The sequence below is a fragment of the Streptomyces sp. NPDC031474 genome, from assembly GCF_055581185.1.
In genome coordinates this window covers 1-25184 of sequence record NZ_JBVIJX010000049.1, presented here as the reverse complement: position 1 = coordinate 25184, position 25184 = coordinate 1, and the positions used below count along the sequence as shown (strand labels likewise).

The following is a 25184-nucleotide window of genomic DNA, read 5'->3' as shown; positions in this document are numbered from 1 at the left end:
AGGATCAGACGAAGGCCGCCCCCACGTCCGGCAAACCCCCAGGTGAGCGACTCAGTACGAGACACCGTTCGAGGCCGAAAGAAAAAGAACAAGCTGAGCTCGCCGTTTCACGTCCGGCGGCCAGCACCAGCAGCCTGGGGATCCGCGCAACCGTCGCTGTCGATCGGCAGCGAGCGCCAGGTCATGGATCATGAAGTGGAGTTGCACGTCGTCCATCGACTCCGCCCACAGTCCCTCGGCGTCGAGCACGGAGGCCGCGACCATCCGAGCCTCAGCGACGAGTTCGGGGTCGTACTTGAAGCCTGGCCAAGGAAGGACGGGGTAGTCGTTCTCCTCGCCGAACTGTCGCACCCTCTCCATGTCGCCCCGGGCGGCGTGCGGGAGTGACTCGTTCGCCCAGGACCACAGCCGGCTCGGCTGGGCAACGCTGACGCTGCCGATCACGGAGAAGACGTGCTCCAGGTGGGTCTTCTGGAGACCGAGGTATCGGGCACGTCTCATCCCGGTGACCGCGACGGCCTGGTGGATGGTTCCCTCGATGCCCGCGCGGGTTCCGTACTTGGCTCGCCACTCTCTCTGACCTTCGCTGCGGCTGCGGCGCGACCGTGGCCCGCCGCTATGGTTACGCGAGGCTGATTGCCCGGAGCGGCGAAGCTTCTCTCGAAGGCCTCATCCCGAACATTATCTTCGCTGGTCGGAGGGTGTCCCGTCCCGTCGTGTCGTCAATTGCGGGGCGAGCGTTGCCGGTGTCCGCGCGCGCCCCGCACCCTCGTGGTGTCCGCGCGGTGGCAGGCCGTCAGCGGACGTGAACCGCCCTCATCACTTGAGATCGGAGTACTGACATGCGGACGATCGGCACGCGCTTCGGCGTCCTCGCCGGCATCACCACCCTCACCCTCGGCGTGCTCGTCGGCCCGGTGGCCCACGCGGCGACCGCCGACACCACGGCGGCGTGCAAGTCGGGCCACGGTGAGGGGGAACTGTGGTCCCCCCAGGGCCGGAACATCGGCGTGCGGAAGAACTGGAAGTGCGACGGGCACGGCGGCTACAACGGCAAGTTCAGCTGGGGGAAGCGCGACGACGGCGTGTGGGCCCAGATGCTCATCAACTGGGAGTCCGGCCGGCGCGAGCAGAAGAAGATGAAGTTCGGGAAGCAGTACACGTACAAGGGGGCCTACGGCGTCTACATGCGCGCCTGCGACTCGAGTGGCTGCGGCGGCTGGTGGTGAGCTGACCGGGCAGCAAGACAGCAGGCACGTCGGCTCGATCAGGCCCGGGGATCCCCGGGCCTACGAGCAGAGGGCCACAGCCCGCCACCGCGTGAGTGGTGGGGAAGGCTAGGCTCGGTGGCCGTGAGCCAGAGCGGTTCGCAAGCGGCAGCATTCTTCCGAGACGTCCGCCAAAGCAGAGTGGTCTGGCTTGTCCGGGATGACGAGGGAAGCCCGGCTCCCCTCTCCGCGGACGGCACGCGAAGTCTTCCCTTCTGGTCGACCTCGGGCCGCGCGCAGAGGGCAGCTAAGATCTGGGGGCATGGGCTCCGCGTTGAATCCGTGCCCTTGGATGCCTGGCGCGATCGCGAACTACCCGGTGCCGCCCGGGATGGGCTCATGATCGGCATCAACTGGAGCGGGCCGCGCCTGGTCGGCTGGAGTTTCACCCCCAAGGAAGTTTTCAACCGGCTGGCGGTAGCTGACTAGACCACGGCATCGCTCGCCAGAGCGCGCAGTCGCCGCCAGCAGATGAGTGAGCATCCGAGGTTGAGGAAGCACCTCACGACCCCAAGTCGTCAAGCCGCAGCGGCCAGGGCGGGTGGGAATGCGGTGTTCTCATCGAACCGTTCGCGTCGCTGGAGGCAGTGGAACATCTGTCCGAGCATGCGGTTGAAGAGGTTGCGCTGGGCGGCAGCGTGCTCGTCGCGGCGGCGACGGTAGTGGGCCGTGGCTCCGGGCGAGGCCCGGAGTGCGGAGAAGGCCCAGAGGTAGCCGGCGTGGTTGAGGCGGTCGTTCTTGACCCAGCGGCGGGTGATGCTGGCCTTCTTGCCGGAAGCCCGGGTGATGGGCGAGGAGCCTGCGTATGCCTTCAGGCCGCGGGCGTCGGCGAAACGGCCGCGGTCGTCCCCGATCTCAGCGAGCACCCGGGCGCCGAGCTGGACGCCGAGGCCGGGAAAACTGAGGATGATCTCAGCGTCCGGATGCTGAGGGAAAGCTTCCTCCACCGCCTGGGACCAGGTCGTCTGTAGCCGTGCAGGTGGCCTGGAGCTGGACCAGGAGGGCGAGCATCTGCTTGCCGAGCGCGTCCTCGACGAGGGCAGGTTGGTGGGTGCAGTCCTCGCGGAAGACCTCACGGAGGCGTTCGGTCTCGGCTTCGATGCCGCGTTGGCGGCCAGCTCGCTTGAGGGCGGCTTGGAACTGGGCGCGGGTCAGTCGGGCCGCTCGCGTGGGAGTTGGGGCCAGCTTGAGGACTTCGTGGGCTTCAGAGCGGCAGAGACCGTTCTTCCAGGACTCGAACGCCGCCAGGGCGGCTGGGTAGTACTCGCGCAGCAGGGAGCGGAGCTGGTTGGAATCTGCTGGCGGTTCCAGGTGGAGTCCTGCTGGGCGCGGGCGAGGACAGCGATAGCGCGGGCCAGGTCGCTGTCATCGGGCAAGACCCGGTGGGCGTGCATGTCGGTGCGCAGGATGTTCGCGAGCACCAGGGCGTCGCCCGGGTCGGACTTCTTGCGGGAGACGCTGTGCCGGTCGCCGCGGCAGCGGGCGGCGGCCATCGGGTTGATCGCGAAGACCTTCCGCTTGCCCTGCCGCAGCACGGCGACCAGCAGACCACGGGAGGTCTCGATCGCACCGGGATCGGGTGTTCCTCGGTGTCGCCGTACTCGGCAACCAGGTCCAACAAGACCTTGTAGCCAGCCGCATCATCCGTGATGTGGCGTTTGGCCAGCAGCTGGCCAGAGTCGTCGACCAGGGCGACGTCCCGCGTCCTCTCGGCCCAGTCGATTCCGCAGTAGATCAAGGAATCCTCCCCATGGCGTGGGTGTTTGCGCTGGTCACGAGCGCTTGCGGGCCACGCAGCGACCTAATTTCAGGACTCGGCGACAAGACCGGTCCGCCACCTCACCAGCCGTTCGTGGCACCAGCGCGTCACACGGGCCTCGGTCTCGACGGGAGCTCGCAAAGCTCGGGCATATCGAGAGGTCACCATGCAGCGGGCTCGCACCGCCAACGTCAACGAGCAAGCAAGCCTGGGGTAGTGGCGATCACGCAGGCGCGAGCGCTTCGCTCTTCGCTCTTCGCTCAAGGCTTCTCAAGCCAGGCTTCGTGTAGGAATCCGTCCGACGCCCACGCGACCACCACCACAAGCACGGGGGCTGCACGCCGCTCTATGCGGAGGTCTCAACGAACCCGGTTCGCCGGAGGCGTCGCAGCTCCGTACTCGAACAGCCCGCTGGAGCGACAAGGTCTGTGTGGGCTGCTGAGAACGAATTAGGTTCACCGGGTTCGGCCTTGTCCTAAGATCCTCTGGCTATGGGGGGAACTTTTCGTGATCGGTGGCGCCTGACTCGTGCCGTTGCTGTGGCGCTGGCCGCACTGGCAGTGATCGTGTTACTGAGCGTCGTGCTCCTGGTTCTTCCGGGGCTGATAGTCGACCACGACCTCGCAGGTGGCCACCTCGCTGCAGCGGACCGGTTGAACGCGGTGAACAACGTGCGCACCACGCTTCTGCAGATGGTTGGCGGTGCGGTTGTCCTGTTCGGCGCCTATGCCACGTGGCGGCAGCTGCGCGTCAGCCAAGACGGGCTGAACGCAACCCGAGAGGGGAACATCACCGATCGCTTCAGCCGGGCCGTCGAGCAGCTCGGCAGTGACAAGGTGGACGTGCGGATCGGAGGCATCTACGCACTGTGGCGGATTGCGGATCATTCTGACCGCGACCGCGAGGCGGTCGTGTCCATTATGGCGGCGTATCTGCGGACACACCTTCCCTGGCCGCCGCAGGAACCCGCAGTTCCGGCGGCGGACGTGTCCATTAACTCGGTGCCCCCATTGGAGACCCGCGCCGCGGACGCTCAGACGGCGCTGACCTGCCTCGGGGTCCTGTACCAGGAACGCCGTCCGGAGTGGCTCAACGTCAGTCTGACCGATCTGCGCCGAGCCGACTGTGACGGATTGTGGCTGCACGGAATCAACTTCGACGGCGCATGCCTGGAAGCGGCGAGCGTTTACCAGGTCAACCTGAGCAAGGCGTCACTGATCGCCGCCAACCTGCGGCATGCCGAACTCGGCAGCTCCATTCTTCACCGGGTCCGCTGTCTGCAAGCCGATCTGCGCGGCGCACGCCTGGTCAAAGCCGACTTGAGGTCGGCGGACTTCTCCCGTGCGGACCTGCGGGAGGCGAACCTGCGCAAGTCCCGTGCCCAGGGTGCCGTGTTCGCTGGCGCGGACCTGCGGTTGGCCGACCTCCGGGGCTGCGACCTCACCGACGCAGACCTGCGAGAGGCGAGGCTGGAGGATGCGCTGGCGAGCGACCTTACGATCTGGCCGACCGGCTTCGACGCTCAAACGGCCGGCGTAGTTGTCACCGCGGACCCTGGCACCGAACCGGACAATCTGCTTCCGGCTGCCGCGCTCACCAGGCGACTCCCGCTGCTGCAATCGGAGCCGATGCATGGTCCGTCAGCGTCGGCGAATTGAGCAATCAGGCAGCGCAGTCGATGGGCTGTCCGCCCCAGGGGATGCCCTTCTCGCTGCGGATGCGGGCGCGTTCCCTGCGCTGGGCGGCGGGCACGTCGGGGTGACGGGCGTTGGCGTTGCGCCAGCGCAGGTAGCGGTGCAGGGCCTGGGTCTGCGCGGGATGGCTGCGGTGGTTTGAGTTGGCCAGGGTGAACTGCCGCAGCGGGCCGAAGTGTGTTTCGATCGGGTTGGCCCAGGAGGCGTAGGTCGGGGTGAAGCACAGTTCGACCTTGTTCTTCATCGCCCAGCGGCGGATGTCCGCGCCGGTGTGGGCGGAGAGGTTGTCCAGAATGATGTAGATCGGAGCGCCGTCGGGTCGGGCGGCACGGATCGACTTCAAGGCGGCGCGGCTGTTGGCGGTGCCTTTGCGGCGACGGTTGACGCCCCGCAGCCGGTCGTCGCCGACCCAGTAACAGCCGTGGAAGTAGGTGACGCCGTGGGTGCGGCGGTAGGTGGCCGGCAGGCGGTTGGGCATGCCCTGTTCGGCCCAGCAGGAACCGCCGGTGGGTCGGATCCCGAGCGGCCCGAACTCGTCGAAGGCGAAGACCCGGTCCGGGAAGCGTTCCAGCACCTGCTCGATACGGTCGAGCTTGGCGTCGCGCGCGGGGCCGGGAGACTCCTTCCATGTCTTGGTGCGCTGGAAGGTGATGCCACAGCGCCGGAGTAGGCACCGTAAGGCTTTACGGCCGATGCGAATGGCGCGTCCATGCACGCGGCGTAGGCCCCGGAGTCCTAGCCCAGACACCAGCCGCAAAGTAGCGGTCAGGGGGTCTGAGCCGCGAGGGCGTTGACGCGGTTCTCGAACTCGCGGCGGGCCTTGCGCTGTGCCGGGATCGCCGCGGTGCCGTCGAGGGGCTGGCAGCGGTCGAGGAGTTGGCGGTGAACCGAGGGCAGGGCGCTGATGCGCAGGGTGTAGCCCGTGCCGCGCCGTACGGCCTGGCCGTGATCGAGCGCGGCCCGCTCGGCGGGCTCCAGGTCGGCCGCGCGGAGGAAGTCGGCGACCTTGCCCGGCATGTCGAGGGTGACCGGCAGCTCCGGGGCCGGGGCGCCCGGCTCGGCCCCCGTGTGCTCGGGCAGGAGGTCGGCGACGGCGGTACGGATGGCGCCGCGGCTGACGTCGTGGTCGCGGGCGAGGGCGGCGATGGACCGGCCCTCCAGGTACGCGGTGCGCACGGCGTCGGTCTTGTCGGCCGGGACGGCGGGGCGGCGCCCGCCCTTGTTGCCCTTCGCCTCCGCGGCCCGCAGTCCGTCGTACGTTAGTTCGCGCTGGAGGTCACGTTGGAGTTCGCCGGCCGCGGCGAGGGTCTGCACCATGAACTTGACCGTGGACAGCAGTTCCGCGGTGCGCGGGTGGCGGGCGGTGAGGTCCATGCCTGAGAACGCGCCGTCGTGGATGTGCAGCTCCACCTGGTCGCGGTGCAGGACGTCGAGCACGTCGAGGATGTGCCCGGTGCCGCGCACGAGGCGGAACATCTCCGAGATGTGCACGGTGTCGCCCGGCCGCGCGTAGGTGAGCAGTTCGCCGAACTTCGGGCGCTCAAGCGGGTGGAGGCGGCTGGAGGTACCCGGGTCCTCCTCGAAGATGACCGGGTCCTCGATGCCGGCCTCGTCCAGGACGAGGTTCTGGCGGTCGGTCGACTGCTGGTCGGTCGACACCCTCTTGTAGACGAGATTGGCCACGCTGTCCCTCGCTTCTGCCGCCTCATCGGACCTCGGGTGTCATCTAACCCTGTCGCCAACCGTCAGTGGATCTCATTGGATCTGAGCCGTCGCCAGGCCCTGGAATGTCCGGGTTCACTGGACGCCTGCCGTGCCTGTCTTCATTCGAACGTTTGCCGACGCCTACGGAACACCGCCCCGGGCCGAGTAGCTCAGCGGGTAGAGCGCTGCTACCTGCGTGGCGGAGGCCGCGGGTTCGAATCCCGCCTCACGATCGCCGGACCGATCTCGATTTCGGGCATATCTTCATTTCGGCGAATCGTCAGGTCTTGCGCACGGCACCGGTGAAGCCGGCGATGAACAGGGTGGCCGACGCCCACGCGGTCAGCTGCAGCAGCCAGCCCGCGACGGTGAGGGTCTGCCCTGCACGGGTACCGGTGGGGGCGCACAGGTCAGCCGCCCCCGTCTTGACCACCGGCAGACCCAGATCCAAACCCACGCCGACCCGCTCCACGACGCTGCAGGGCGTCGTGGGTGTGCCCGCGCGGGCGGTGTGTTCCAGGCCGCCGCCCGGCCCGCCGAGGACGACCGCCAGCGCGACCGAGCTGGCGAGGACGGCGAACAACAGCAGCAGCGCTCGCCAGGGTTGATAACCGAAGCCGAGGGCCAGCCCGGTGAATCGGGCCCAGGCCCGGTCACGCCAGCGAAGCCCGCCGCGGTCGATCTGGTCCCGCCGCTGCGCCATGAGAATGTCCCGCACCTCGCTGTCGTGACCGGCCGCCCGTTGGACGGCGGCCAACTGCTGGTACGGCTGAGCGGAGTAGCCGGGCGTGTGGTCACGCAACAGCTCCAGCCACCGGGACAACCCGACCGGCGCCGGCAGGTCCGCGTAGGTCAACCCGTCGATGCCGACCAGAGCCCCCGTGGCCTGACCCGGCCGAGTCACCCCGCTGGTGTCCAACCACAGCGAACCGACCGACACGCCGTTCAACGCGAGCACGGAGTCTCCGGCGCCGGTTGCCCGGAATCCGGCGCGGAGGAACACGGCCCGGTCGACCCGCAGACCGTCGGCGTACAGGGCCGGTCCGGACATGTTCTCCAACCGCGCCTCGTCGCAATCCAGCAGACCGAGGTGGGCATCGACCAGCTGGACCGCGCCGGTTGCCCGGAACCCGGCCCGGAGGAACACGGCTCGGTCGACCCGCAGACCGTCGGCGTGCAGGGCGGGACCGAACGTGTTCTCCAGCCGCGCTCCGTCGCATGCCAGCCGCCCGAGATGGGCGTAGGCGAACCGGACCGCGCCCTGTTCGCCGACGCCAGTGGCCCAGAACCCGTCGCGGAGGTACACGCTGTGATCGACCCGCAGAAACTCGGCGTGCAGGGCGGGACCGGACGCGTTCTCCAGCCGCGCACCGTCGCAATCCAGCAGGCCGAGGTGGGCGCCGAGGAACCGGACCGCGCCGGAAGGTGTGTCGGCGTTGGCAACCGCTCCGCGCATCGTCATCGTCGGCGCGGTGAAGCGTGCGGCGTCAACCGGTGGGTCGTGCGAACCCGCGGGGTGCCCGAAACAGGAACCGTCCAGCACGAGGCCGGGCAGCTGGCTGTCGCATAGGTTCAGACCGTCGGGGACGAAGCAGTCGACCAGCTCGACCCGCAGATCGCTGGTGATGTTCGCCAGGTCGATGCGGCCGGTGATGCGCGCCCCGCGCAGCCGCAGCCCGTGCGGGTCCGCCTCGATGTCCCGGCGGCCGCGGACCAGGTCACGGATCAACGCCGCAGAGACGGTGTGAGTGCTGTCCGAGGACCGCATCGCGGCCTCGTCGACCGGCCCGTCACCGGCCAGGTCCAGCATCTCGCCGTCGCGGACCGCGTCGAGCAGGCTCTGCTCCAACCAATCGGCTGCCATCCGAGCATGCTGGCCTGCCCCACCGCACGACGGCAAGCACGCCGACACGACGCACCGTTGAGCCCGCTGGTCGTCTTCAGGGGGCTTCGGCCTCCGGTGGGCACCGCACCGTCTTGATGGTGATGTCGAGGTACTTCTTCGCCCAGGGCACCAGACCGTTCTTGGCGTAGGCGGTGTCGGCCCAGACGATGGCGATCTCCGGGTGCAGCAGGGCCAGAGGGAACAGCAACTGCCCCGCTACCGCTTTGCCGTCATGGGCTGCCCAACGTCGTCGGCCGCGCGGCGCTGGCCGGAGTCCGGGGACGGGGCACGGTAGGCAGGGCGAAGTCGAGCCGCTTGTCCATCTCCAGCCGGAACGTGCCGTACGGGTTGATGTTCGACCAGAACAACGCGGTCAGCCCGCGCCGGTCCTCGTCCGAGAGCTTCTTCGCCCACGCGGGTTCGGCAAGTACGCGCTGAAGCAGCAGGGTGTTGATGTGGACCAGGCTCGACTGGAGGAGGTGCAGCGCGAGCATGCTGGTCTCGGCGTGCTCCTTGTCCGGGCCGGTCAGGGCGCCGTCCTTGCCGTAGTGCAGCACGGTGTTCGCCGAGTTCCAGTTCTCCACGACCTGAAGGCCACCGCGGATCTCGCGGCGAAGGTCCGGGCTGGCGAGGTAGTCGCACGCGAAGATCGTGCGCACCGCGCGGCCGAGTTCTTCGAGGGCCTGGTAGGTGGGGTGCTTGGGGCCGCCGCGGGTGAAGCGCCGCAGGACCTGTTCGGCTTCCGCGGTGCCCAGGCGCAGGGCGGTGGCGTACTTGACCATCTGGTCGTACTGCTGGGCGATCAGGTCCCAGCGGATCGCCCGGGTCAGCGAGCCGCCGAGCGCTGGCCAGCCAGGCGAATCGTCGTCGGGCCGGTACAGGCGGATGCTGCCGATGTTCTTCAGCCGGGGCAGCAGCCGGAAGTTGAGCAGCTCGGTGAAGGCGAACCCGACCACGGAGGCACCGTGGGTGTCGACGTAGTTGGACTCGATCTCGGCGTCTGTGCAGTGTCGTAGCAGGCCCTCGATCATCGCCGCGACCTCGGACGACGAACAGCTCTTGAGCTGGGAGTAGATGCAGACGTTCTTCCGCTCCACGTGCCAGTAGATCATCACGCCGTTGCCGCCGTAGCGGGCGTGGTACTCGGTCATGAAGTTCGAGGACCAGGACCCGAACTTCTTCGAGTCCGACGCGCACGAGGTGCCCTGACCCCACCATGCGGTGTCGCGGGCCGCGAAGGTGGTGTTCACCAGCTTCGTCACGGCGGCCCGCAGGTTGTCGACCGTGATGAAGTGCCGGCGCACGTGCCGCAGCGCGGCCTCGGGGTGTGGTGTTCGCGGAACCGGGCTTCGATGGCCCTGTCGAGCTCGGCGACCTGCTGTTGAGGCCGATCACCTCCGTCGCCAGCGTGCGTACCAGGTCGGCGGTCAGCTTGTCGCCGGGCAGGCTGGTGTGCTGGCGTTCGGCGGCCTGGAGGGCAGTCTCGGCGAGCTGGTCGGCACGGAGAACCTTGCGGTTGCGGAGCCAGGTGGCCAAGCGCTTGACGCCGAGCTGGCGAAGGGCGGCCGGAGTCTGGTAGCCCGTCAGTAACGTGAGCGGGCCGGTGTTGGTGAGATCCAGGTCCTGGAGCCGCTCCTGCCGCTCTTCGTCGAAGAGCCCGTACTGCTGGAGTTCTCCCAGGACCTCGGCGCCGTGGTGCGCTCCACCTCCATCCCCATCGCCACCGGCGAACGGCTCTGCTCCCGCTGGGACTTCCGCTCGGTGCTCTCCGACGGCATCGCCGTGGCCAGCCCGACATCAGCCACGCCGACGGCATCTCCGAGACCCGTCGCATCGCCGCGATGGCAGAGGCGTGCGACGTCCTGGTGGCCCCGCACTGCCCGCTCGGCCCGATCGCCCTCGCCGCCAGCCTCCAACTCGACTTCGCCATCCCCAACTTCGTCATGCAGGAATAGGTACTGGGCATCGGCTACGGCGACAGCAGCGGCCATCTCGACTACCTGGCCGACACGACACCCTTCACGTTTCGCGACGGCTACATCGACCGCCCGACGGCACCCGGTCTCGGCATCACCATCGACGAGGACGCGGTCTGCGCCGCCGCCGAACGCGGCCACCGCCGGCGCAGTCCGGTCTGGCGCAACACCGACGGCTCACTGGCCGCCTGGTAGCCGCACCCAGGACCACCAGCCGGCCCGACCAACCCTGCCCGCACCCGCGCCCGGAGAACCTGCGCGACTTCCGCACCCCGGTGGGCGGGGCGCGGATCTTGGGGTCGGTTCAGCGCAGGCTGCGTCTTCGTCGGCCGTCCCGGATTTCGAGGACGGTACTGATGGACCCGCTTTCAGGCTGAGGTGCCCGTGACCGCGGTGCCGGACCTGGTCAGCGTGTACGTCAAGATCGCCCCGCTCCAGAAGTGGAACGTGAGGGTCACGGCGGCGCCGTCGGTGACCTCGTCGAAGAAGGCGATCGGCAAGGTGATCGTGCCTGCGGTGTAGTCCACCGTGAAGGCCACGTTGAACTGCTTGTACGTCGTCCAGGACTGCGGACCGGCGGGGGTGCCGTCGGCGTAGACGGCTTCCATGGTCGCCAGCTTGTCGCCGTTGAACGCGGTGGGTATCACCAGCGAGGTCGTCGTACCCGTCGCGCTCGTCAGCACCGGCTTGTCATAGGTGATGACGACGTTGACGGCCCAGGGAATCCCGTCTGTGAACCGGAGGGACAGGACGGCATTCGTCCCGTGCTCCTGCGACGCGGTCAGCCGGCTGAGCGTCGCCGCTGCGATCGTCAGCGTGCTGCCGCTGACGGTGTAGTCCACGCCCCGGATCAGGGGGCGGGTGCCGACAGCGATCCTCATCAGGCTGGTGCCGTTGAGGTTCAGCATGATCGTTGCGTCTGTCGGGGTCTTGCCGTTGGGCACGAAGAGCTGATCGGTGGACGCGGTGCCGGAGCGCTCGCTCCAGCTAGAACGTATCTGCGCGTAGAGGCTCGGGTCGTTCCATTGCATGGTGCGGCGGTTGAAGCGGCTGCCGTTGTCCCACAGCATCGTGGTCAAGCCGCGGTGGCGCGCGTAGTAGCCGAGATACTCGAGGTACTTGAGCGTCTCACCCTGTTCGACCGTGCCGGGGCCGGAGTCCCAGCCGAGCAGGCCGTACTCACCGACGACGACCGGGATCCCCTTGGCCACGAAGGACCTGTGCAGCCGGTCGAACGTGTCGGTCAGGTCCTGCTTGGTGGTCGCGTTGAAGGTCGTGTAGCCGGCGAGGTTCACGCTGAAGGGCCAGAAGCTGTAGTAGTGGATTGAGGCCACCAGGTTCGGGTCGTCGAGCGCGGCGAAGGTGGCGAGCAGGGTGTCGATCTTGGGCTGATCCGGGGTGTCCCCCAGGGTCGGCATGACAAGCAGCCGGTCGGCATTGTTTCCGCCGGTCGCGCGCACGACGGAGTGGAAGGTCGTGTTGAGCTCGTTCATCAGAGTGGCGTTCTGCTCGTCGCCGGAGCTGCCGTTGAAGAAGGGCTCGTTGATGCTCTCGAAAAGCAGTCGGTGCGGCTCGTCCCGGAAGGTGGCCGCGATCTGCTGCCAGGTGGCCGTGTACTGGGCCAGGACCGCGTCATGCCGGGTCGGCATGTCCGGCACCCACTGCCACGCGTCGCCGTGCATGTTGATCAGAACGTAGAAACCATCAGCCAGGGCCCAGTCGACCACCTGCTTGAGCCTGGACAGGAAGGCCGGGTCGAGGGTGTAGGTGGGAGCCGGGCCCTCGTGCTGGCCCCAGGTCACCGGGATCCGGATGCTTTTGAAGCCCTGCGCCTTCAGCCTACGGAAGAACGCCTGGGTCACCCGCGGGTTGCCCCACGCCGTCTCGTCGGCGCCGATGGCCTCGAAGCTGTTGCCCAGATTCCAGCCGGGCTGCATGTCTGCGACTAGGTCCAGCGCGGACGCCGGCGCGGCGGAACCAGTGGACCGGGCGGCGGCCTGAGCGGCCGTCGGGATGGACAACGCCGTGACGGCGAGGGCCGCGGAGGTCGTCATGACCTGGCGGCGAGTGAAACCGGCTGAACTCGGCATAGAACTCTCCATTGAGCCGAAGGCCTGACCCCTATGTCGAAGATGCTGATCGTCGAAGCGCTTCGACACGTTGCGGGAGCCTAGCGCAACCCGACGCCGGAGAGAACGGGCTGATCCGTATGGAACCTGCATCGAGTTTCGAAAAGTTGCGCGTCGAAGCGCTTCCCAATGGGGCGTCAGGAGCTGTGGCGCGCAAGCTCGTCGGGGTTACCCGCTCATCTGCCGTCGATGCGGACCGGACTGGGGGGTCACCCGGCGGGGGATCTCAGGCTGGTGGGATCTCACGCCTTCTCTGCACCCGTGGTCCGGGACAGCGGGTGCGGTGAAGCCCGGGCGGTCGGGTGGAACGCCGGCGGTTGCGACGGCGAGGCCGTGCAACTGCTGGGCCGGGAGGGCCGGTTACGAGCACCTGCCGTCGGCGACTTCCCGCGGCTGTTGGAGATGCGGCCAGTGACCGCTGTGCAGCGGGGAGGGAGGGACCGGTGATGTCCGCCGGAGAACGCGACGGGCGGGCACGTCGTCGCCCTTCACTCGCTCGCTGAACGCCGACACGTCGAATTCCGCCGCCCACTGCTCTTTGACCCCGGGCTGTCGGTCTCCTCCAGCCGGGGGACCGCCGCACCGTCTCCGGCTTTCTGAACGTATGGGTGGCGGACGTCCACGGCTTCTGCGCGGCAGCCCGCGCCGAAAGAGCCGAGTTCCTCACCCTGACCGAATGCGTCAGATGCGGCGGACCGGGTCCGTGATTCCGCTGGGGCAGGCAAGCGCCGCGATGTCCCATCCGGCGCGTCCGGCCCCGGCCTGGTAGGCGCTTTCGTAGAAGGCGAGCACGGCGGCATGTGGATCGGCCTCGGCGCGGGCCGCGTCGTAGCGCAGTACGGCCAGGTGGCTGTCGCCGCGCGCGACCCACTGCGCGGACGCCGGGCTGAGCGGCGCTTCGGCCAGGCCGGCGGGCTCGGGGGCGGTGTACGAGTAGAACGCGGGCTCGGCGAAGGTGTCGTCGCCGAACCAGAAGCCGAAGCTGATCACTTCCGAGGAGTACGCCTCCCGGGTGACGGGGTCGACCTGCGCGGGCTGGTCGATCCGGCGCCCGGAGAACCGGCTGTGGGCGATGTCGAAGGTGTGCCAGAAGTGGTGCACCGGGCTGGCCTTTCCCGAGAAGCCCGCCGCGAACTCCTCCAGCACGGACGCCACCTGGCTCAGCACCCGCCAGTAGCGGTTTGCGGCTACCGGGTCGTAGGTCGCGTGCTCGGTGTCCTCGGCGAACGGCCGGTCGGCGTCGGGTAGGTCGAAGGGCCTGGGAATAGCGATGTTCACCCGGACGCCCAGCGCGGCCAGAGCGGCCAGGGTCTGTTCGTAGAAGGACGCGACGGACTGGCCCGGAAGCGGAAAGGACCGCTCTTCGCCGTCCAGCGTCATGACGGCGAGCCGGTGATCGACGAAGTCGAAGTCGACCGTGAAGATCGGATTCCCGTCGACCTGACCCATCGGACGGGTGGTGATGCCGCGCCCGGTGACATGGAACGGGACGTTCCACCAGTGGTTGCGCCGGGAACTCGCGGCCAAGCGGATCTTGCCGATAATTTGCGCGAAGCGGTGCAACGTCTCCTTCGTGTCCCGCCACTCCGGCAGCGGCGCCGGCGGGAACAGCTCCATCGCCTGCCCCTTCCCGCCCGGCGCTCCCGCGGCGGCCGGGCCGTCTCATCATGACCCCGCAGGGGACATCCCGCACGCCGCCGGGGGAGCGGTTCAGCCCAGCCGCCGCACGGGCCGCCACCCAGGTCCCGCCGTCGTCCGGCCAACGGCGGGAAGCCGGCGGGCCACGTCATGGACAGTCACGGGCTCATCCGACCCGACGCCAGTGACACCCAGCTCCCCCGAAGCCAAGGGCCCTGGTTCCACCATGCGTGGCCAGGTTCCACCTATCGTGTCCCGGCTCACCTGCGCGCCAACGGGCACGCCCGGCGCCGACTAGCGTGCTCAAGCGCCACCCATCGCGCTCAGTCTCAGCGGCCGTGCGGGTGTGACCGTGCACGAGAGTTGGCCCGTACGGCCAGGTTCCTTGCTCCGCCGCGGCAGGGATGCCGCAGGTGCTCTGATGGGTCAGGGTGTGGGTGAGGCCTCGGTGAGTGCCATCCAACCTCGGACCGTCTGTTGGTGTGAACCACACGCCGTGCTCGCAGCCACTGCTTCGGCGTCCTCGACGGCGCACGACGTCCCCGCTCGGGTGAGCAGGACGAGTGGCCACGCGGGCCCCGCACCGGCCGGCCCTCCGTCGAAAGCGGTCCAGTCCCAGGGGCCGTCGAACCGCCATGCCCGGTCGACGGCGTCAGAGACTTCGTCGCCCACCTGGACAGACGCGTACGGGCGCATCAGCAGTTCGAAGGCGAAGGGGATCCCGTCACCGGGGTGGATGGTGTACCCCGAGCCATCGAGATGGCTCCCGTCCGGGAACTCGCGGTAGGACAGCCCTTGGCGGAGCACAGTCACGGTCTGTGTGGGATGCGGCAGCCACGCCGTCTCCAGCGGGGGATCGTGGTGGTCCACGGCTGTCACGTGCACCACGGTAGGCGGGACGCCGACTCGGCAGACGTCTCCCGCATTCAGCTGTTCGGGCGGAGGGTCCGTTTGAAACAGTTCGCTCTCCACGTCAGGCGAGACGCTCCCGCCGCTGCTCACGCCGAGGGACACGACCCCGTTCCAGTGCGCGAACTGGCAGTCGGCGTCGGTTTCCCACCACGGCCATCGCACCGAGATGTTGTCCCACGTGAGGCCCTGCTCGACTGTGGTAACCGTGAAAGGGCATGCGACCGACAGCACGTCACCGACCCGGAAGTCCCCCTCACCCATCATGAGGCCAGGCTAGACGGGACCTCTCAGCGGTCCACGGGCCCCCTGCCAGCCAGGGCTGTTCTGGAATACGACCCCACCCGTAGACCCTCCGCCGCCGATCTGGCCGAGGTGTTCGCCCTTGGCTCCGGAGGCCCGACGACCGGCCGAGCGCCTGAGGAGGTCGCCGCCGAGGACGTTCGGCGGATGCGGGATCTGGTGGGACGGGACATCGGCACCTACGGACTGGAGTTCTCGAGCCAACTGGCCTCCATGGGGGAACGGGAGGACTCGCTCGCTGCGACCCTGGAGGGCGTGGACGTTTGTGCGACTGGGCGAAGTCGGCCGGGCAGAAGAGAGTCTCGACGCGGTCCGGCTCGAAGTCCTCGTCGAGCAGGCCGCGGCGCAGTACATCACGCCCGTGCTCGCCGCCGACGGCGCCACCGCCCTGCGGCTGGCCACCGACAGCATCGCCGCGGTCGTCCTGGACGTGGGCTGCCCGACGCGGACGGCCGGGACGTCTGCCAGGCGCTGCGCGCCAACGGTTTCGCCGCCCCCATCATCTTCCTGACGGCCCGCCACCACCTCACCGACCGGCTGTCCGGATTCTCGGCCGGGGCGGACGACTACCTGCCCAAGCCGTTCCGTCTCGCCGAACTCGTCGCCCGGCTGCGGGCCGCGCTCAAACGCGCCGGGCCACCGGCCGTCGCCACCGCCGGGGATCTGGTCCTGGACGTGACCCGGCACCGTGCGGGCGTCGGCGACGTCCACGTCGACCTGTCGCCGACGGAGTTCCGGCTGCTGGCCACGCTCGTCGCCGCGGGCGGCGCCATCGTGAGCCGCCGTGACCTGGTCCGGGCCGCCTGGCCGGACGGCGCACAGGTCAACGACAACACCCTCGATCAGTACCTGAGCCGGCTGCGCCGCAAGCTGCGCGAAACCGGCAGCGGCCTGAGCCTGACGACGGCGCGCGGGATCGGACACCGCCTGTCATGAACCGTCTCCAGCGCCGCCTGGCTCCCCGCACCCTGCGCGGCCGGCTCTCCCTCGTGGCACTGACCACCGCCGCGCTGCTGATGACCGTGCTGACCGTGGCGTTCAACACCGTGATGGACCGGCACCTGCAGCACCAGGCGGACGACCAACTGCGCAACCGTGCCGCGGCCGTCGCCACGACCATCGACACCAGCGGCCCCCGGGTGCGGGTCCTGGAGACCGTCAACGACCGCCTCCTCGACGCCAACGCGTGGATCTACGCCGGGACACGGCTGCTGGAGCAGCCGCCCGCCACCACGGCCGACAGCACGCTGACCCGGGCCGCCAACCGGCTCGCCAGACAGGGCAAGCGCGCCTGCTCGACCGTCGACGCTCAGAGCCCCCACGCCGTGCGCCTGTGCTCGGATCTCGTGGGCGGCCGTCACGGCGCCACCGTGGTCACGGCTCTGGACCTGGGGCCCTACCGGAGTTCGGCCGGCACCCTGCTGCTGGGTTCCCTGATCCTGGACGCCGTCATGCTCGCGTGCACCTACGCGCTGACGCGCCTGGCCGTCGGACGGGCGCTGCGGCCCGTACGCACCATGACCGACCAGGCCACCCAGTGGAGCGCCGTCGCCTCCGACGAACGCTTCGGCGCCGAGGACCATCCGGCCCAACTCGCCCGCCTGGGTTTCTCGTTGGACACTCTGCTGGACCGTATCCGCACCGTGCTGCGCCACGAGCAGCAGCTGACCGGCGAGCTGTCCCACGAACTGCGCACCCCACTCACCCGGATCGTCATCGAGCTCGACTGGTGGCAGGCGCGCCCGCGCACCGCCGCCGAGACCCGCACCACCCATGGGGTGATCGCCGAGGCGGCCCAGTCCATGCGCACCATCTGCGACACGCTGCTCGACGACGCCCGGGACAGGGCGCAGAACGCTTCGACGGCCCCCGGCACCACCTCCGTCGTGCCGGTCCTGCACCGGCTGGTCGAGAGCCTCGACGCACCGGAGCAGGTGAAGATCTTCGTCGACGTGGGGGATCCAGGACTGCAGGCGGGAGTCGCGCCCGCCCTCCTCGAACGCATCGTCAGCCCGCTGCTGACCAACGCGGTCCGCTACGCACACTCCGCGGTGACCGTGTCCGCGCGGCAGCTGCCCTGCAGCGTGCGCATCGACGTCACCGACGACGGCCCCGGCGTCCCCGCGGCGTTCACCGACGACCTCTTCCAGCCCGGCCGCCGCGCCGACCCGGCGGACGGACACGACGGCGCGGGCCTCGGACTGCCGCTCGCACGGCGCCTGGCCCGCGCCGTCGGCGGCGAGGTGTCCCACGATCGCGGTCACACCCGCGGGGCACGCTTCCGGGTCGACCTGCCTGCCGGGTGACCGGACTCAGTCGGCCCGCTGAGTGACCGGCTCCCGCTCCGTCGGCCGCGCCGTGGTGGCCCGGCGTTCCCGGATCTGCGCGTAGACCACCAGACCGAGCAGGACGGCCAGCAGCACGGCCGAGGACCCTGCGGTGCCGAGGTCCAGGCCGCCCTTGGCGACCGGCTTGGTCAGGAAGTCACCCGCGGTGGCGCCCAGGGGGCGGGTGAGGACGAAGGCGATCCAGAACAGCAGCACGTTCGGCACCACCGGCACCTTCATCAGGGCGACGAGGACGGCGAGCGCTCCACTCACGAGCAGCGCGCCACCGGCGTAACCGAGCCCGGAGCTGTCGGAGAGGAAGTCGCCCATGGACGTGCCGAGGGTGTTGGAGACGAGGATCGCCGACCAGAACAGGGACTCGCCGCGGAAGGTGACGATGTCACGGATCTGGAAGGTCATCCCGGACATCTTCCAGACGGCGAAGATGACCAGCAGGATCGAGATGAGGATCGCTGCCCCGGTGGGGTAGCCGAGGCCGAGACCCTGCGGTCCCCAGCCGAGCGAAGTGGCGCCGCCGGAAAGGAACTTGGTGCTCGCGTCACGGTTCATGAAGTCGGACGTCGTGGTGCCGGCCATGCTGGTCGACAGGATCACGGTCCAGTAGAAGAACGGGTTGTAGCGGCTCGACCTGAGCTGGACGACCAAGGTCACCACGAACAGCAGGAACAGGGCGATCGTGGTCAGGAAGTAGCCGAGTTTCAGAGTCTGGGCGAAGAGGTCGCCGGCTGTCTCGCCGAGGGTGGTGGCGGCGATCTTCATGATCCAGAACGTCAGGGTGACCTCGGGTAATTTCTTCATCACCGACTTGGTCGTGCTCGCGACGTCGAGATCAGTGAACATTTCCGGTTGCTGCACGGTGGGGGGCTCCGATTCGGTCGTACGGCAGAACGCCCGCCCCGTGATGGGGGGCGAGCACTCTGTGTCATGGGGCGACCTCGAAGAGTGATCGCCGCAACCGATCTTGGCAGCGTCAGCCTGAACGCATCCTGAACGCCTGCCGCGCCCCTGCTCAGGCCGCGTGCCGGGCGGCCGGCTGCGACTGCGTCACGTCCTTGCGGGTCACCGACAGATACACGACCAGGCCGAGGATGACCGTGAGGAACAGCGCACTGGTGACGACGGTTCCCATGCCCAGGCCGCCGTCGCCGGTCGGCTGGGAGAGGTAGTCGCCGATGGACGCGCCGAGCGGTCGGGTGAGGATGTAGGCGATCCAGAAACTCCACACCGCGTCCAGGCCGAGGGCGAAGTGCGCGAGGGCGACCGCGGCGATGGCCAGGGCGAACAGCAGCGCGGAGAGCCAGTAGCCGAGGTCCATGCGCTCGGAGACCAGGTCGCCGGCCGCGGTGCCGAGCGCGAAGGTGAACAGGACGGCGAGCCAGTAGAAGGACTCCCGGCCGGTGGTGTCGATGTGGTGGATGGACAGCGTCCGCTCACGCCGATACCAGACCACGAAGACGACCGCGAGGATGATCGCGAAGACGGTGGTGCTGGTCTCCAGCGGTACGCCCAGGTTGTCGGTGAGGTTGTCGCTGATCAGCGTTCCGACGACGCTGATCAGGGCGACGGCGAGCCAGTACACCCCCGCGCGCTGGTGCGGAACTGCACGACCAGGACGACTGCCAGCAGGGCGCTCATCAGCACCGATACGCCGGTCAGGCCGAGGCCGGCCTTCTCGTTGAGCAGGTCGGCCGCGGTCTCACCGACCGTCGTGCACAGCACTTTGATGATCCAGAAGTAGAGGGTGAGTTCGGGCACCTTGTTCCAGCCCAGTCGGCGACCGGAGGGCTTCACCTGGCCGTCGGCCGCAGCAGCCGCGGGTGTCTGTGAGGTCTCGTACGTCATGGGGCCCGACGGTGCCACGAGATACCTGAACGCATCCTGACTGCGGTTGCGGCATCGGCTCCTCTGTCTACCTCACCCGAGCACTGCGAGTGCCATGAGGGCGTCCGCGGGGGAAAGCGACGGAGGCCCCGGTGGCCGCGGCGAAAGTGCACGGTCAGCGCACAACGCGATAGCGGTGCTCGGGGCGGCCGGTGGCTCCGTAGCGCAGTTCGAGCCGGACCATGCCCTCCTTGACCAGGTAGGACAGGTAACGCTGGGCCGTGGCACGGGAGACGCCGGTGCGTTCGGCGGCCTCCGTGGCGGACACGGCGTCGTGCGCGGTGCGCAGGGTCTGGTGCAGGAGGGCGAGGGTCGGCGCGGAGTGCCCCTTCGCCGGGACCCGGGGGACGGCCGGTGGCCGGGCGGCGCTGAAGAGAGCGTCCACGTCGGCCTGATCGGTTCGGGGGGCAAGGCCCAGGGCGTCCACGCGGTGCTGGAGTTCGCGGTAGGCGGTGAGCCGCTCGGCCAGATCGGCTGAGCCGAACGGCTTGACCAGGTAGCCCACGGCGCCGAGCTTCAAGGCGGTCCGCACCGAGGTGATGTCCCGGTCGGCGGTGATCATGATCGCGTCGGGCCGGGCGCCGCCCTCGTCCCCACTGAGCCGCCGCAGCACGTCGAGTCCGCTGCCGTCCGGCAGGAAGACGTCGAGCAGCAGCAGGTCGGGGTGGAGGGTGCGCACCGCGTCCAGGGTCTCGGCCACGGTCGCCGCCCGACCGACCACCTCGAAGCCCTCCACCCGGGACGCGTAGTCGCAGTGGATGTGGCTGATGTGGAAGTCGTCGTCCACCACCAGGGTCCGGATCATCCGCGGTCACCTCCTGTCGACAAGGCCGTCGTGAACTGTGCGTCTCGCGGTACGGGTGTGGCATCCGGCAGCGGCAGTACCACGGTGAAGACCGCGCCCGGCCCCTCGCTGACCGTGATCGTTCCGCCGTGCCGCTGGGCCAGCCGGTGGACGAGGGCCAGCCCCAGCCCGCGCCGGGCGGTGCCCCGGTCGGGCCGGGTCGACCAGCCGTCCTCGAAGATCGTCTCGGCGGCGCCCAGCGGAATCCCCGGGCCGCTGTCCGCGACCCGCACCAGCACCTGGTCGACAGCCTCGATCAGCGAGAGCTCGACCTCGCGTCCGCCCGCCGGAGGCCGTCCGCCGGCCGCGGCGTCGATCGCGTTGTCCAGCAGATTGCCGACGATGGTCAGCAGCCGGCGCAGATGCGGCGGGTCCTCGCCGAGCGCGGAGTCGTCGCTGAGCACCACCCGTACCCCGCGTTCGGCGGCCACCGTGGTCTTGGCGACGATCAGTCCGACGAGCAGCGCGTTGCCGATGCGTTCGCGTACGGACTCGGTCAGCGCCTGGTCGGCGCCGGCCGACTCGACGGCGTACGCGAAGGCGGCGTCGTGGTCGCCGATGTCCAGCAGCCCGGCCACGGTGTGCATACGGTTGGTGAACTCGTGCTGCTGGGCGCGCAGGGCGTCGGTCAGCCCTCGCACCGAGTCCAGTTCGCGCAGCAACCCGATCAGCTCGGTGCGGTCCCGTACGGTGACCACCGCGCCCAGTTCACGGCCGTGCAGCGTCACCGGCATCCGGTTGACCACCAGACAGTGGTCGTCGGTCAGCACGGTGAGGTCGGCGCCCGACAGGGTGCCCTCCAGGGCGCGGCGCAGCCGTCCGTCGGGCAACACCTCCTCCAGCCTGCTGCCGAGCGCCGTGCCGAGGCCGAGCAGGTCGCGCGCCTCGTCATTGACCACGGTGATCCGGCCGTCGGGAGCGAAGGCGATCACGCCCTCCCGGATGCCGTGCAGCATCGCCTCGCGATCCTGGAGCAGCCCGGCGATCTCCTCCAGTTCCAGCCCGAAGGTCGACCGCTTCAACCGGCCGGCCAGGAGGAGCGCCGCGGTCGAGCCGAGCGCGACGGCGATCGCGGCGTAGATGCCGAAGGTGGGCAGTTCCCGCCACAGCTCGCCGAGCACGTCGCGTTCAGGGATGCCGGCAGAGACCTCACCGACCAGCTTGCCCGTGGGCCCGTACAGCGGAGCCTTGCCGTTTGCAGACCGGCCGGTCGCGCCCTGGTCCGAGCCCACGTGGGTGCGACCGTCCAGCACAGCGATCGGATCGCCCACCGGCTCGCCGATCAGCGCCGGATCGGGGTGCGAGTGGCGGATGCCGTGCAGGTCGATCACCACCACGTACGACGCCCCCGACGCCTTGCGGATCCGTTCGGCGACGGTCTGCACGATGGCACCGCCCCCGCCGTACTCCACCGCCTGCCGGATCTGGGGTTCGGCAGCCGTGGTCTGCGCGATGTCCAGGGCCCGCTGCTCGTAGGCGCGGTCGATCTCAGTCCGCTGGGCGAACGCGAACAGCACGAAGCCGATGGCTCCGGTGAGGGCCAGGATGGCCAGCTGGCTGGCCAGGATCCGCGCGGAGAGCCTCCCCTTCCCGCCGCGGCCGATCCGGATACGGATGGGCATCACAGGTGCCTTCGCCCTTGTCGTGCTGCCGGGCCCGGCCCCTGCGCCGTACCCGTGGTGGCGTGATTGTGTCCCACCGCGGACATTCTGCCCACCCCCTTGCCTGCTGAGCAGAACGCGCAGAACCCCCGTTAACACGACTAACGCGAGATACGTATGAAACAGCGACGTAATACTGCGCGGCCTTTAGCGTCTGCCTTCCTCGAACTCCGAGGTTAGGAAGGAGACAGCCTCAGATGGCTTCGCGAAACGATGTCGCGGTGAGCCCTGGCGCCGAGAAGATCGGCCGGGACAGCGCGCGAGTCGAGATTTCCGGGCTCACAAAACGATTTCTGACGCCTGCGGGTGAGGTGTTCACGGCACTGCAGGACGTCTCCTTCACCGTCGAGCCGGGCCAGTTCTGCGCTGTGGTGGGCCCGACCGGCTGCGGCAAGTCGACGACCCTGAGCATGGTGTCCGGGCTCGACCGGCCCAGCGAGGGATCGGTCAAGGTCGGCGGCCGTGAGGTGGACGGCGTCGCCGACGGGGTCAGCTTCATGTTCCAGACCGACGCGCTGCTGCCCTGGAAGACCGTCCTCGGCAATGTGCTGATGGGCCCGATCTTCCGCGGCGTCCCCAAGCAGAAGGCGCACGCTTCGGCGCGCGACTGGCTGCGCCGGGTGGGCCTGACCGGGTTCGAGGACCGCTACCCGCACCAGCTCTCCGGCGGCATGCGCAAGCGCGTGGCGATGGCCGCCGCGCTGATCAACGAACCCCGGATCCTGATCATGGACGAACCCTTCGGCGCCCTGGACGTGCAGACCAAGGCGATCATGTCGACCGAACTGCTCGGCCTGTGGGAGCAGATACGTCCCTCGGTCATCTTCATCACCCACGACCTCGACGAGGCAGTGGCGCTCGCCGACCGAGTCGTCGTCATGACGTCCAGCCCCGGCTCCGTCAAGGCTGTCTTCGACATCGACCTGCCGCGCCCACGCGGTGCTGTACAGGAGATCCGCTTCCAGCCCCGCTTCATCGAACTTCAACAGCAGATTTGGGAAACGCTGCGCGAGGAGGTGGAGCGCGCCTACGCACGCACCGCAGGAGGTACCGCATGAGCACCACGTCCGCAGTGTCCGCCGGCTCGGTCGAGGCCGGCGCACCGTCCTCGGCCGCGGACGCCGCCAAGCGCGCCGCCAAGCAGCGCATCGCACTGGTGTGGGCGGGCCGTATCGGCCTCGCGGTCTTCGTCATCGGCGGCTGGCAGGCATTCACCACCTGGGGGCTCGTCGACCCGTTCTTCTTCGGGCAGCCGTCCGGCATCGCCAAGCGGCTGGTCGACCTCTTCCGGCACGGCACCGAGTTCGGGTCGTTCTACTCGAACATCTGGACAACGATCCAGGAGGCGCTCGCCGGCTTCGCCCTCGGAGCGGTCACCGGAGTGGTCTTCGGCGTCACGCTCGGCCAGAGCCGCTTCCTCGCGGACGTGCTCGGTCCCTACATCAAGATGGTCAACGCGATCCCGCGTATCGTCCTCGGCTCGATCTTCATCGTGGCGTTCGGCATCGGCGTGCTGCCGAAAATCCTGCTCGCCGCGGTGCTGGTGTTCTTCATCGTCTTCTTCAACGCCTTCCAGGGCGTGCGTGAGGTCGACCGCAACATCCTCGCCAACGCGAAAGTACTCGGCGCCTCACAGACGCAGATCACCCGGCACGTCATCGTGCCGTCCGCGCTCACCTGGATCATCGCCAGCCTCCACAGCGCCTTCGGCTTCGCCATCGTCGGCGCGCTGGTCGGCGAGGTACTCGGCGCGCAGAGCGGCCTCGGCCTGGTCATCAAGACCGCGCAGAACAACTTCGACCCCAACGGCGTGTTCGCGACGATGCTCGTCATCTCGGTCATCGTGCTCGGCGCCGAGTGGCTGATCAGCAAGCTCGAACACCGGCTGCTGTCCTGGCGCCCGCCGGCGCCGTCCGAGGCCAACTCCCTCTGACGTACCCGCTCTTCCCCCTGCTTCGTCTCAGAACCCTCAGCAAAGGAATGTGGTCAGCCATGTCCAGACGATCCGCCGTCGCCGCGTCCGTCCTCACCGTCCTCGCTCTCGGCGCGGTCAGCGCCTGTTCCAGCACCTCGTCCGCCGCGAGCGGCAGCGCGGGGGGCACGCCGACCGTCAAGCTCATGGCCGGCGGCCTGGACAAGCAGATCTACCTGCCGTACCAGCTCGCCCAGCAGCTCGGCTTCTACAAGAAGTACGGCGTCGACGTCCAGCTGAGCACCGAGCAGGACGGCGGTGTCGGCGCCGAGGAAGCCATGGCCTCGGGACAGGTGGACATGGCGGGCGCCTGGTACAACCACACGATCGAGTTCCAGGCGAAGGGCAAGGCGGTCGAGGACGTCGTCCAGCTTTCCGGCGCGCCGGGCGAGCGCGAGATGTGCACCAAGAAGTCGGGCGTCACCTCGGGCGCCGACTTCAAGGGCAAGACGCTCGGCGTCACCGACCTGGGTTCGGGCACCGACACCCTCACCCAGTTCCTGGCCGCCAAGAAGGGCGTCAAGACCAGCCAGTTCCACCGCATAGCCGTCGGCGCGGGCTCCACCGCCGTCGCGGCGCTGCAGAAGGGCAAGGTCGACTGCGTCATGACGACGCAGCCGACGGTCGCCGCGATCCAGAAGAAGGGCGTCGGTACCTCCGCGATCGACCTGGCCACCACGGCCGGCGCCACTGCGGCGATGGGCGGCGCCTACCCCGCTGCCGGTGTGCTCGCCCGCACCGACTGGGTGAACCAGAACAAGGCCACCGTCCAGAAGGTCGTCGACGCGCTGGTGGCCACCATGCACTGGATCAACACCCACAGCGCGGCCGACATCGCGAACAAACTGCCGGCGTCGTTCGTGCAGAACCAGCTGGTGACGAAGGCCGACTACATCACCGCCCTGACCGAGGACAAGGGCCAGTTTCTCCCGGACGGCATCATGCCGTCCGGCGGTCCCAAGACCTCTCTGGCGACGGAGCAACTGGTCGGCAACGTGAAGGGGACGGTGGACCTCGGCAAGACGTTCACCAACGAGTTCGCCCTCCAGGCCAACAAGAGCGAGGGCTTCAAGACCACCACGCCCCCGGCGGGACCGACCGGCTGAGCCCCCGTCACACTTCAGTTCAAGAGGTCGTTGCAACACCCCGTCCGTAGGGAGTTGCAGTGGACTTCGAGATCCGGGAGGACCGGAGGCCGCAGGGGCCCCGGAAG

At 68.9% G+C, this 25184-nt stretch carries 16 protein-coding genes, 1 tRNA gene and 8 pseudogenes; 10 read left to right on the top strand and 15 right to left on the bottom strand.

Annotation, left to right across the window (positions count from 1 at the left end; translation table 11 throughout):
- Nucleotides 1-51: 51 nt before the first annotated feature.
- Nucleotides 52-540: a DUF6882 domain-containing protein gene (locus ACZ5SK_RS47040; protein WP_443041396.1), complete on the bottom strand. Its 489-nt coding sequence runs from the start codon at nucleotides 538-540 to the stop codon at nucleotides 52-54.
- A gap of 302 nt (nucleotides 541-842) precedes the next feature.
- Here ACZ5SK_RS47040 and ACZ5SK_RS47035 point away from each other — a divergent pair, with 302 nt between their 5' ends.
- A complete protein-coding gene (locus ACZ5SK_RS47035; protein WP_334581564.1) occupies nucleotides 843-1229 on the top strand; it encodes a hypothetical protein in 387 nt (128 codons plus the stop codon).
- A gap of 117 nt (nucleotides 1230-1346) precedes the next feature.
- Nucleotides 1347-1697: a DUF2750 domain-containing protein gene (locus ACZ5SK_RS47030; protein ID WP_334581563.1), complete on the top strand. Its 351-nt coding sequence runs from the start codon at nucleotides 1347-1349 to the stop codon at nucleotides 1695-1697.
- Nucleotides 1698-1786: 89 nt separating this feature from the next.
- On the opposite strand, the pseudogene ACZ5SK_RS47025 reads toward ACZ5SK_RS47030, so the two are convergent.
- A pseudogene (locus ACZ5SK_RS47025) lies at nucleotides 1787-3006 on the bottom strand (IS110 family RNA-guided transposase).
- Between the two features lie 560 nt (nucleotides 3007-3566).
- Between ACZ5SK_RS47025 and ACZ5SK_RS47020 the strand changes: the two are divergent.
- The gene (locus ACZ5SK_RS47020; RefSeq protein ID WP_334581562.1) at nucleotides 3567-4685 is read left to right on the top strand and encodes a pentapeptide repeat-containing protein; all 1119 of its coding nucleotides are present in this window, start codon (nucleotides 3567-3569) and stop codon (nucleotides 4683-4685) included.
- A 4-nt stretch (nucleotides 4686-4689) separates the two neighbouring features.
- On the opposite strand, the pseudogene ACZ5SK_RS47015 reads toward ACZ5SK_RS47020, so the two are convergent.
- Nucleotides 4690-5445: pseudogene (locus tag ACZ5SK_RS47015) on the bottom strand (IS630 family transposase); the annotation flags it as partial.
- Between the two features lie 41 nt (nucleotides 5446-5486).
- Nucleotides 5487-6404, bottom strand: coding sequence for a recombinase family protein (locus ACZ5SK_RS47010; RefSeq protein ID WP_334581561.1), 918 nt, complete (start codon nucleotides 6402-6404; stop codon nucleotides 5487-5489).
- Nucleotides 6405-6586: 182 nt separating this feature from the next.
- Here ACZ5SK_RS47010 and ACZ5SK_RS47005 point away from each other — a divergent pair.
- Nucleotides 6587-6658: transfer RNA gene (locus ACZ5SK_RS47005), tRNA-OTHER, on the top strand.
- A 47-nt stretch (nucleotides 6659-6705) separates the two neighbouring features.
- On the opposite strand, the gene ACZ5SK_RS47000 is transcribed toward ACZ5SK_RS47005, so the two are convergent.
- The 4 genes and pseudogenes from ACZ5SK_RS47000 to ACZ5SK_RS46985 all read right to left on the bottom strand — a co-directional run.
- Nucleotides 6706-8289 (bottom strand): hypothetical protein, encoded by a 1584-nt coding sequence (locus ACZ5SK_RS47000; protein WP_334581560.1) that lies wholly within the window; start codon nucleotides 8287-8289, stop codon nucleotides 6706-6708.
- 91 nt (nucleotides 8290-8380) lie between these two features.
- Nucleotides 8381-8536: pseudogene (locus ACZ5SK_RS46995) on the bottom strand (IS5-like element IS4811 family transposase); the annotation flags it as partial.
- Between the two features lie 4 nt (nucleotides 8537-8540).
- Nucleotides 8541-9623, bottom strand: a pseudogene (locus ACZ5SK_RS46990) (transposase); the annotation flags it as partial.
- 17 nt (nucleotides 9624-9640) lie between these two features.
- Nucleotides 9641-9930: pseudogene (locus tag ACZ5SK_RS46985) on the bottom strand (IS110 family transposase); the annotation flags it as partial.
- On the opposite strand from ACZ5SK_RS46985, the pseudogene ACZ5SK_RS46980 reads away from it, so the two are divergent.
- Nucleotides 9925-10481 (top strand): annotated as a pseudogene (locus tag ACZ5SK_RS46980) (enolase C-terminal domain-like protein); the annotation flags it as partial. The pseudogenes ACZ5SK_RS46985 and ACZ5SK_RS46980 overlap by 6 nt on opposite strands.
- A 173-nt stretch (nucleotides 10482-10654) precedes the next feature.
- Here ACZ5SK_RS46980 and ACZ5SK_RS46975 read toward each other — a convergent pair.
- The 3 genes from ACZ5SK_RS46975 to ACZ5SK_RS46965 all read right to left on the bottom strand — a co-directional run bounded on the left by ACZ5SK_RS46975 (nucleotide 10655) and on the right by ACZ5SK_RS46965 (nucleotide 14932).
- A complete protein-coding gene (locus ACZ5SK_RS46975) occupies nucleotides 10655-12376 on the bottom strand; it encodes a cellulase family glycosylhydrolase (RefSeq protein WP_334581559.1) in 1722 nt (573 codons plus the stop codon).
- Between the two features lie 720 nt (nucleotides 12377-13096).
- Nucleotides 13097-14032, bottom strand: coding sequence for a DUF5996 family protein (locus ACZ5SK_RS46970; RefSeq protein WP_334581558.1), 936 nt, complete (start codon nucleotides 14030-14032; stop codon nucleotides 13097-13099).
- Nucleotides 14033-14479: 447 nt separating this feature from the next.
- Nucleotides 14480-14932, bottom strand: coding sequence for a hypothetical protein (locus tag ACZ5SK_RS46965; protein WP_334581557.1), 453 nt, complete (start codon nucleotides 14930-14932; stop codon nucleotides 14480-14482).
- Between the two features lie 685 nt (nucleotides 14933-15617).
- On the opposite strand from ACZ5SK_RS46965, the pseudogene ACZ5SK_RS46960 reads away from it, so the two are divergent.
- Nucleotides 15618-16201: pseudogene (locus ACZ5SK_RS46960) on the top strand (response regulator transcription factor).
- Nucleotides 16198-17571: a sensor histidine kinase gene (locus ACZ5SK_RS46955; protein WP_334581556.1), complete on the top strand. Its 1374-nt coding sequence runs from the start codon at nucleotides 16198-16200 to the stop codon at nucleotides 17569-17571. Before ACZ5SK_RS46960 ends, ACZ5SK_RS46955 begins: the two are co-directional and overlap by 4 nt.
- 6 nt (nucleotides 17572-17577) lie before the next feature.
- Here ACZ5SK_RS46955 and ACZ5SK_RS46950 read toward each other — a convergent pair whose 3' ends face one another.
- The 4 genes and pseudogenes from ACZ5SK_RS46950 to ACZ5SK_RS46935 form a co-directional block, all read right to left on the bottom strand.
- Nucleotides 17578-18453, bottom strand: coding sequence for a COG4705 family protein (locus ACZ5SK_RS46950; RefSeq protein WP_334581555.1), 876 nt, complete (start codon nucleotides 18451-18453; stop codon nucleotides 17578-17580).
- A 169-nt stretch (nucleotides 18454-18622) separates the two neighbouring features.
- Nucleotides 18623-19455, bottom strand: a pseudogene (locus ACZ5SK_RS46945) (COG4705 family protein).
- 154 nt (nucleotides 19456-19609) lie between these two features.
- Nucleotides 19610-20299, bottom strand: coding sequence for a response regulator (locus ACZ5SK_RS46940; protein ID WP_334581553.1), 690 nt, complete (start codon nucleotides 20297-20299; stop codon nucleotides 19610-19612).
- Nucleotides 20296-21960 (bottom strand): sensor histidine kinase, encoded by a 1665-nt coding sequence (locus ACZ5SK_RS46935; RefSeq protein WP_334581552.1) that lies wholly within the window; start codon nucleotides 21958-21960, stop codon nucleotides 20296-20298. The genes ACZ5SK_RS46940 and ACZ5SK_RS46935 overlap by 4 nt, the downstream gene beginning before the upstream one ends.
- 236 nt (nucleotides 21961-22196) lie before the next feature.
- On the opposite strand from ACZ5SK_RS46935, the gene ACZ5SK_RS46930 reads away from it, so the two are divergent.
- From ACZ5SK_RS46930 to ACZ5SK_RS46920, 3 genes are read left to right on the top strand one after another with little or no spacing between them, the layout of a single operon-like run.
- A complete protein-coding gene (locus ACZ5SK_RS46930) occupies nucleotides 22197-23057 on the top strand; it encodes an ABC transporter ATP-binding protein (RefSeq protein ID WP_334581551.1) in 861 nt (286 codons plus the stop codon).
- The gene (locus ACZ5SK_RS46925; RefSeq protein WP_334581550.1) at nucleotides 23054-23932 is read left to right on the top strand and encodes an ABC transporter permease; all 879 of its coding nucleotides are present in this window, start codon (nucleotides 23054-23056) and stop codon (nucleotides 23930-23932) included. The genes ACZ5SK_RS46930 and ACZ5SK_RS46925 overlap by 4 nt, the downstream gene beginning before the upstream one ends.
- Before the next feature lie 59 nt (nucleotides 23933-23991).
- Nucleotides 23992-25077 carry an ABC transporter substrate-binding protein gene (locus ACZ5SK_RS46920; protein WP_334581549.1) on the top strand — a complete coding sequence of 362 codons (1086 nt, stop codon included), beginning with the start codon at nucleotides 23992-23994 and terminating at the stop codon, nucleotides 25075-25077.
- The last annotated feature ends 107 nt before the right edge of the window (nucleotides 25078-25184 follow it).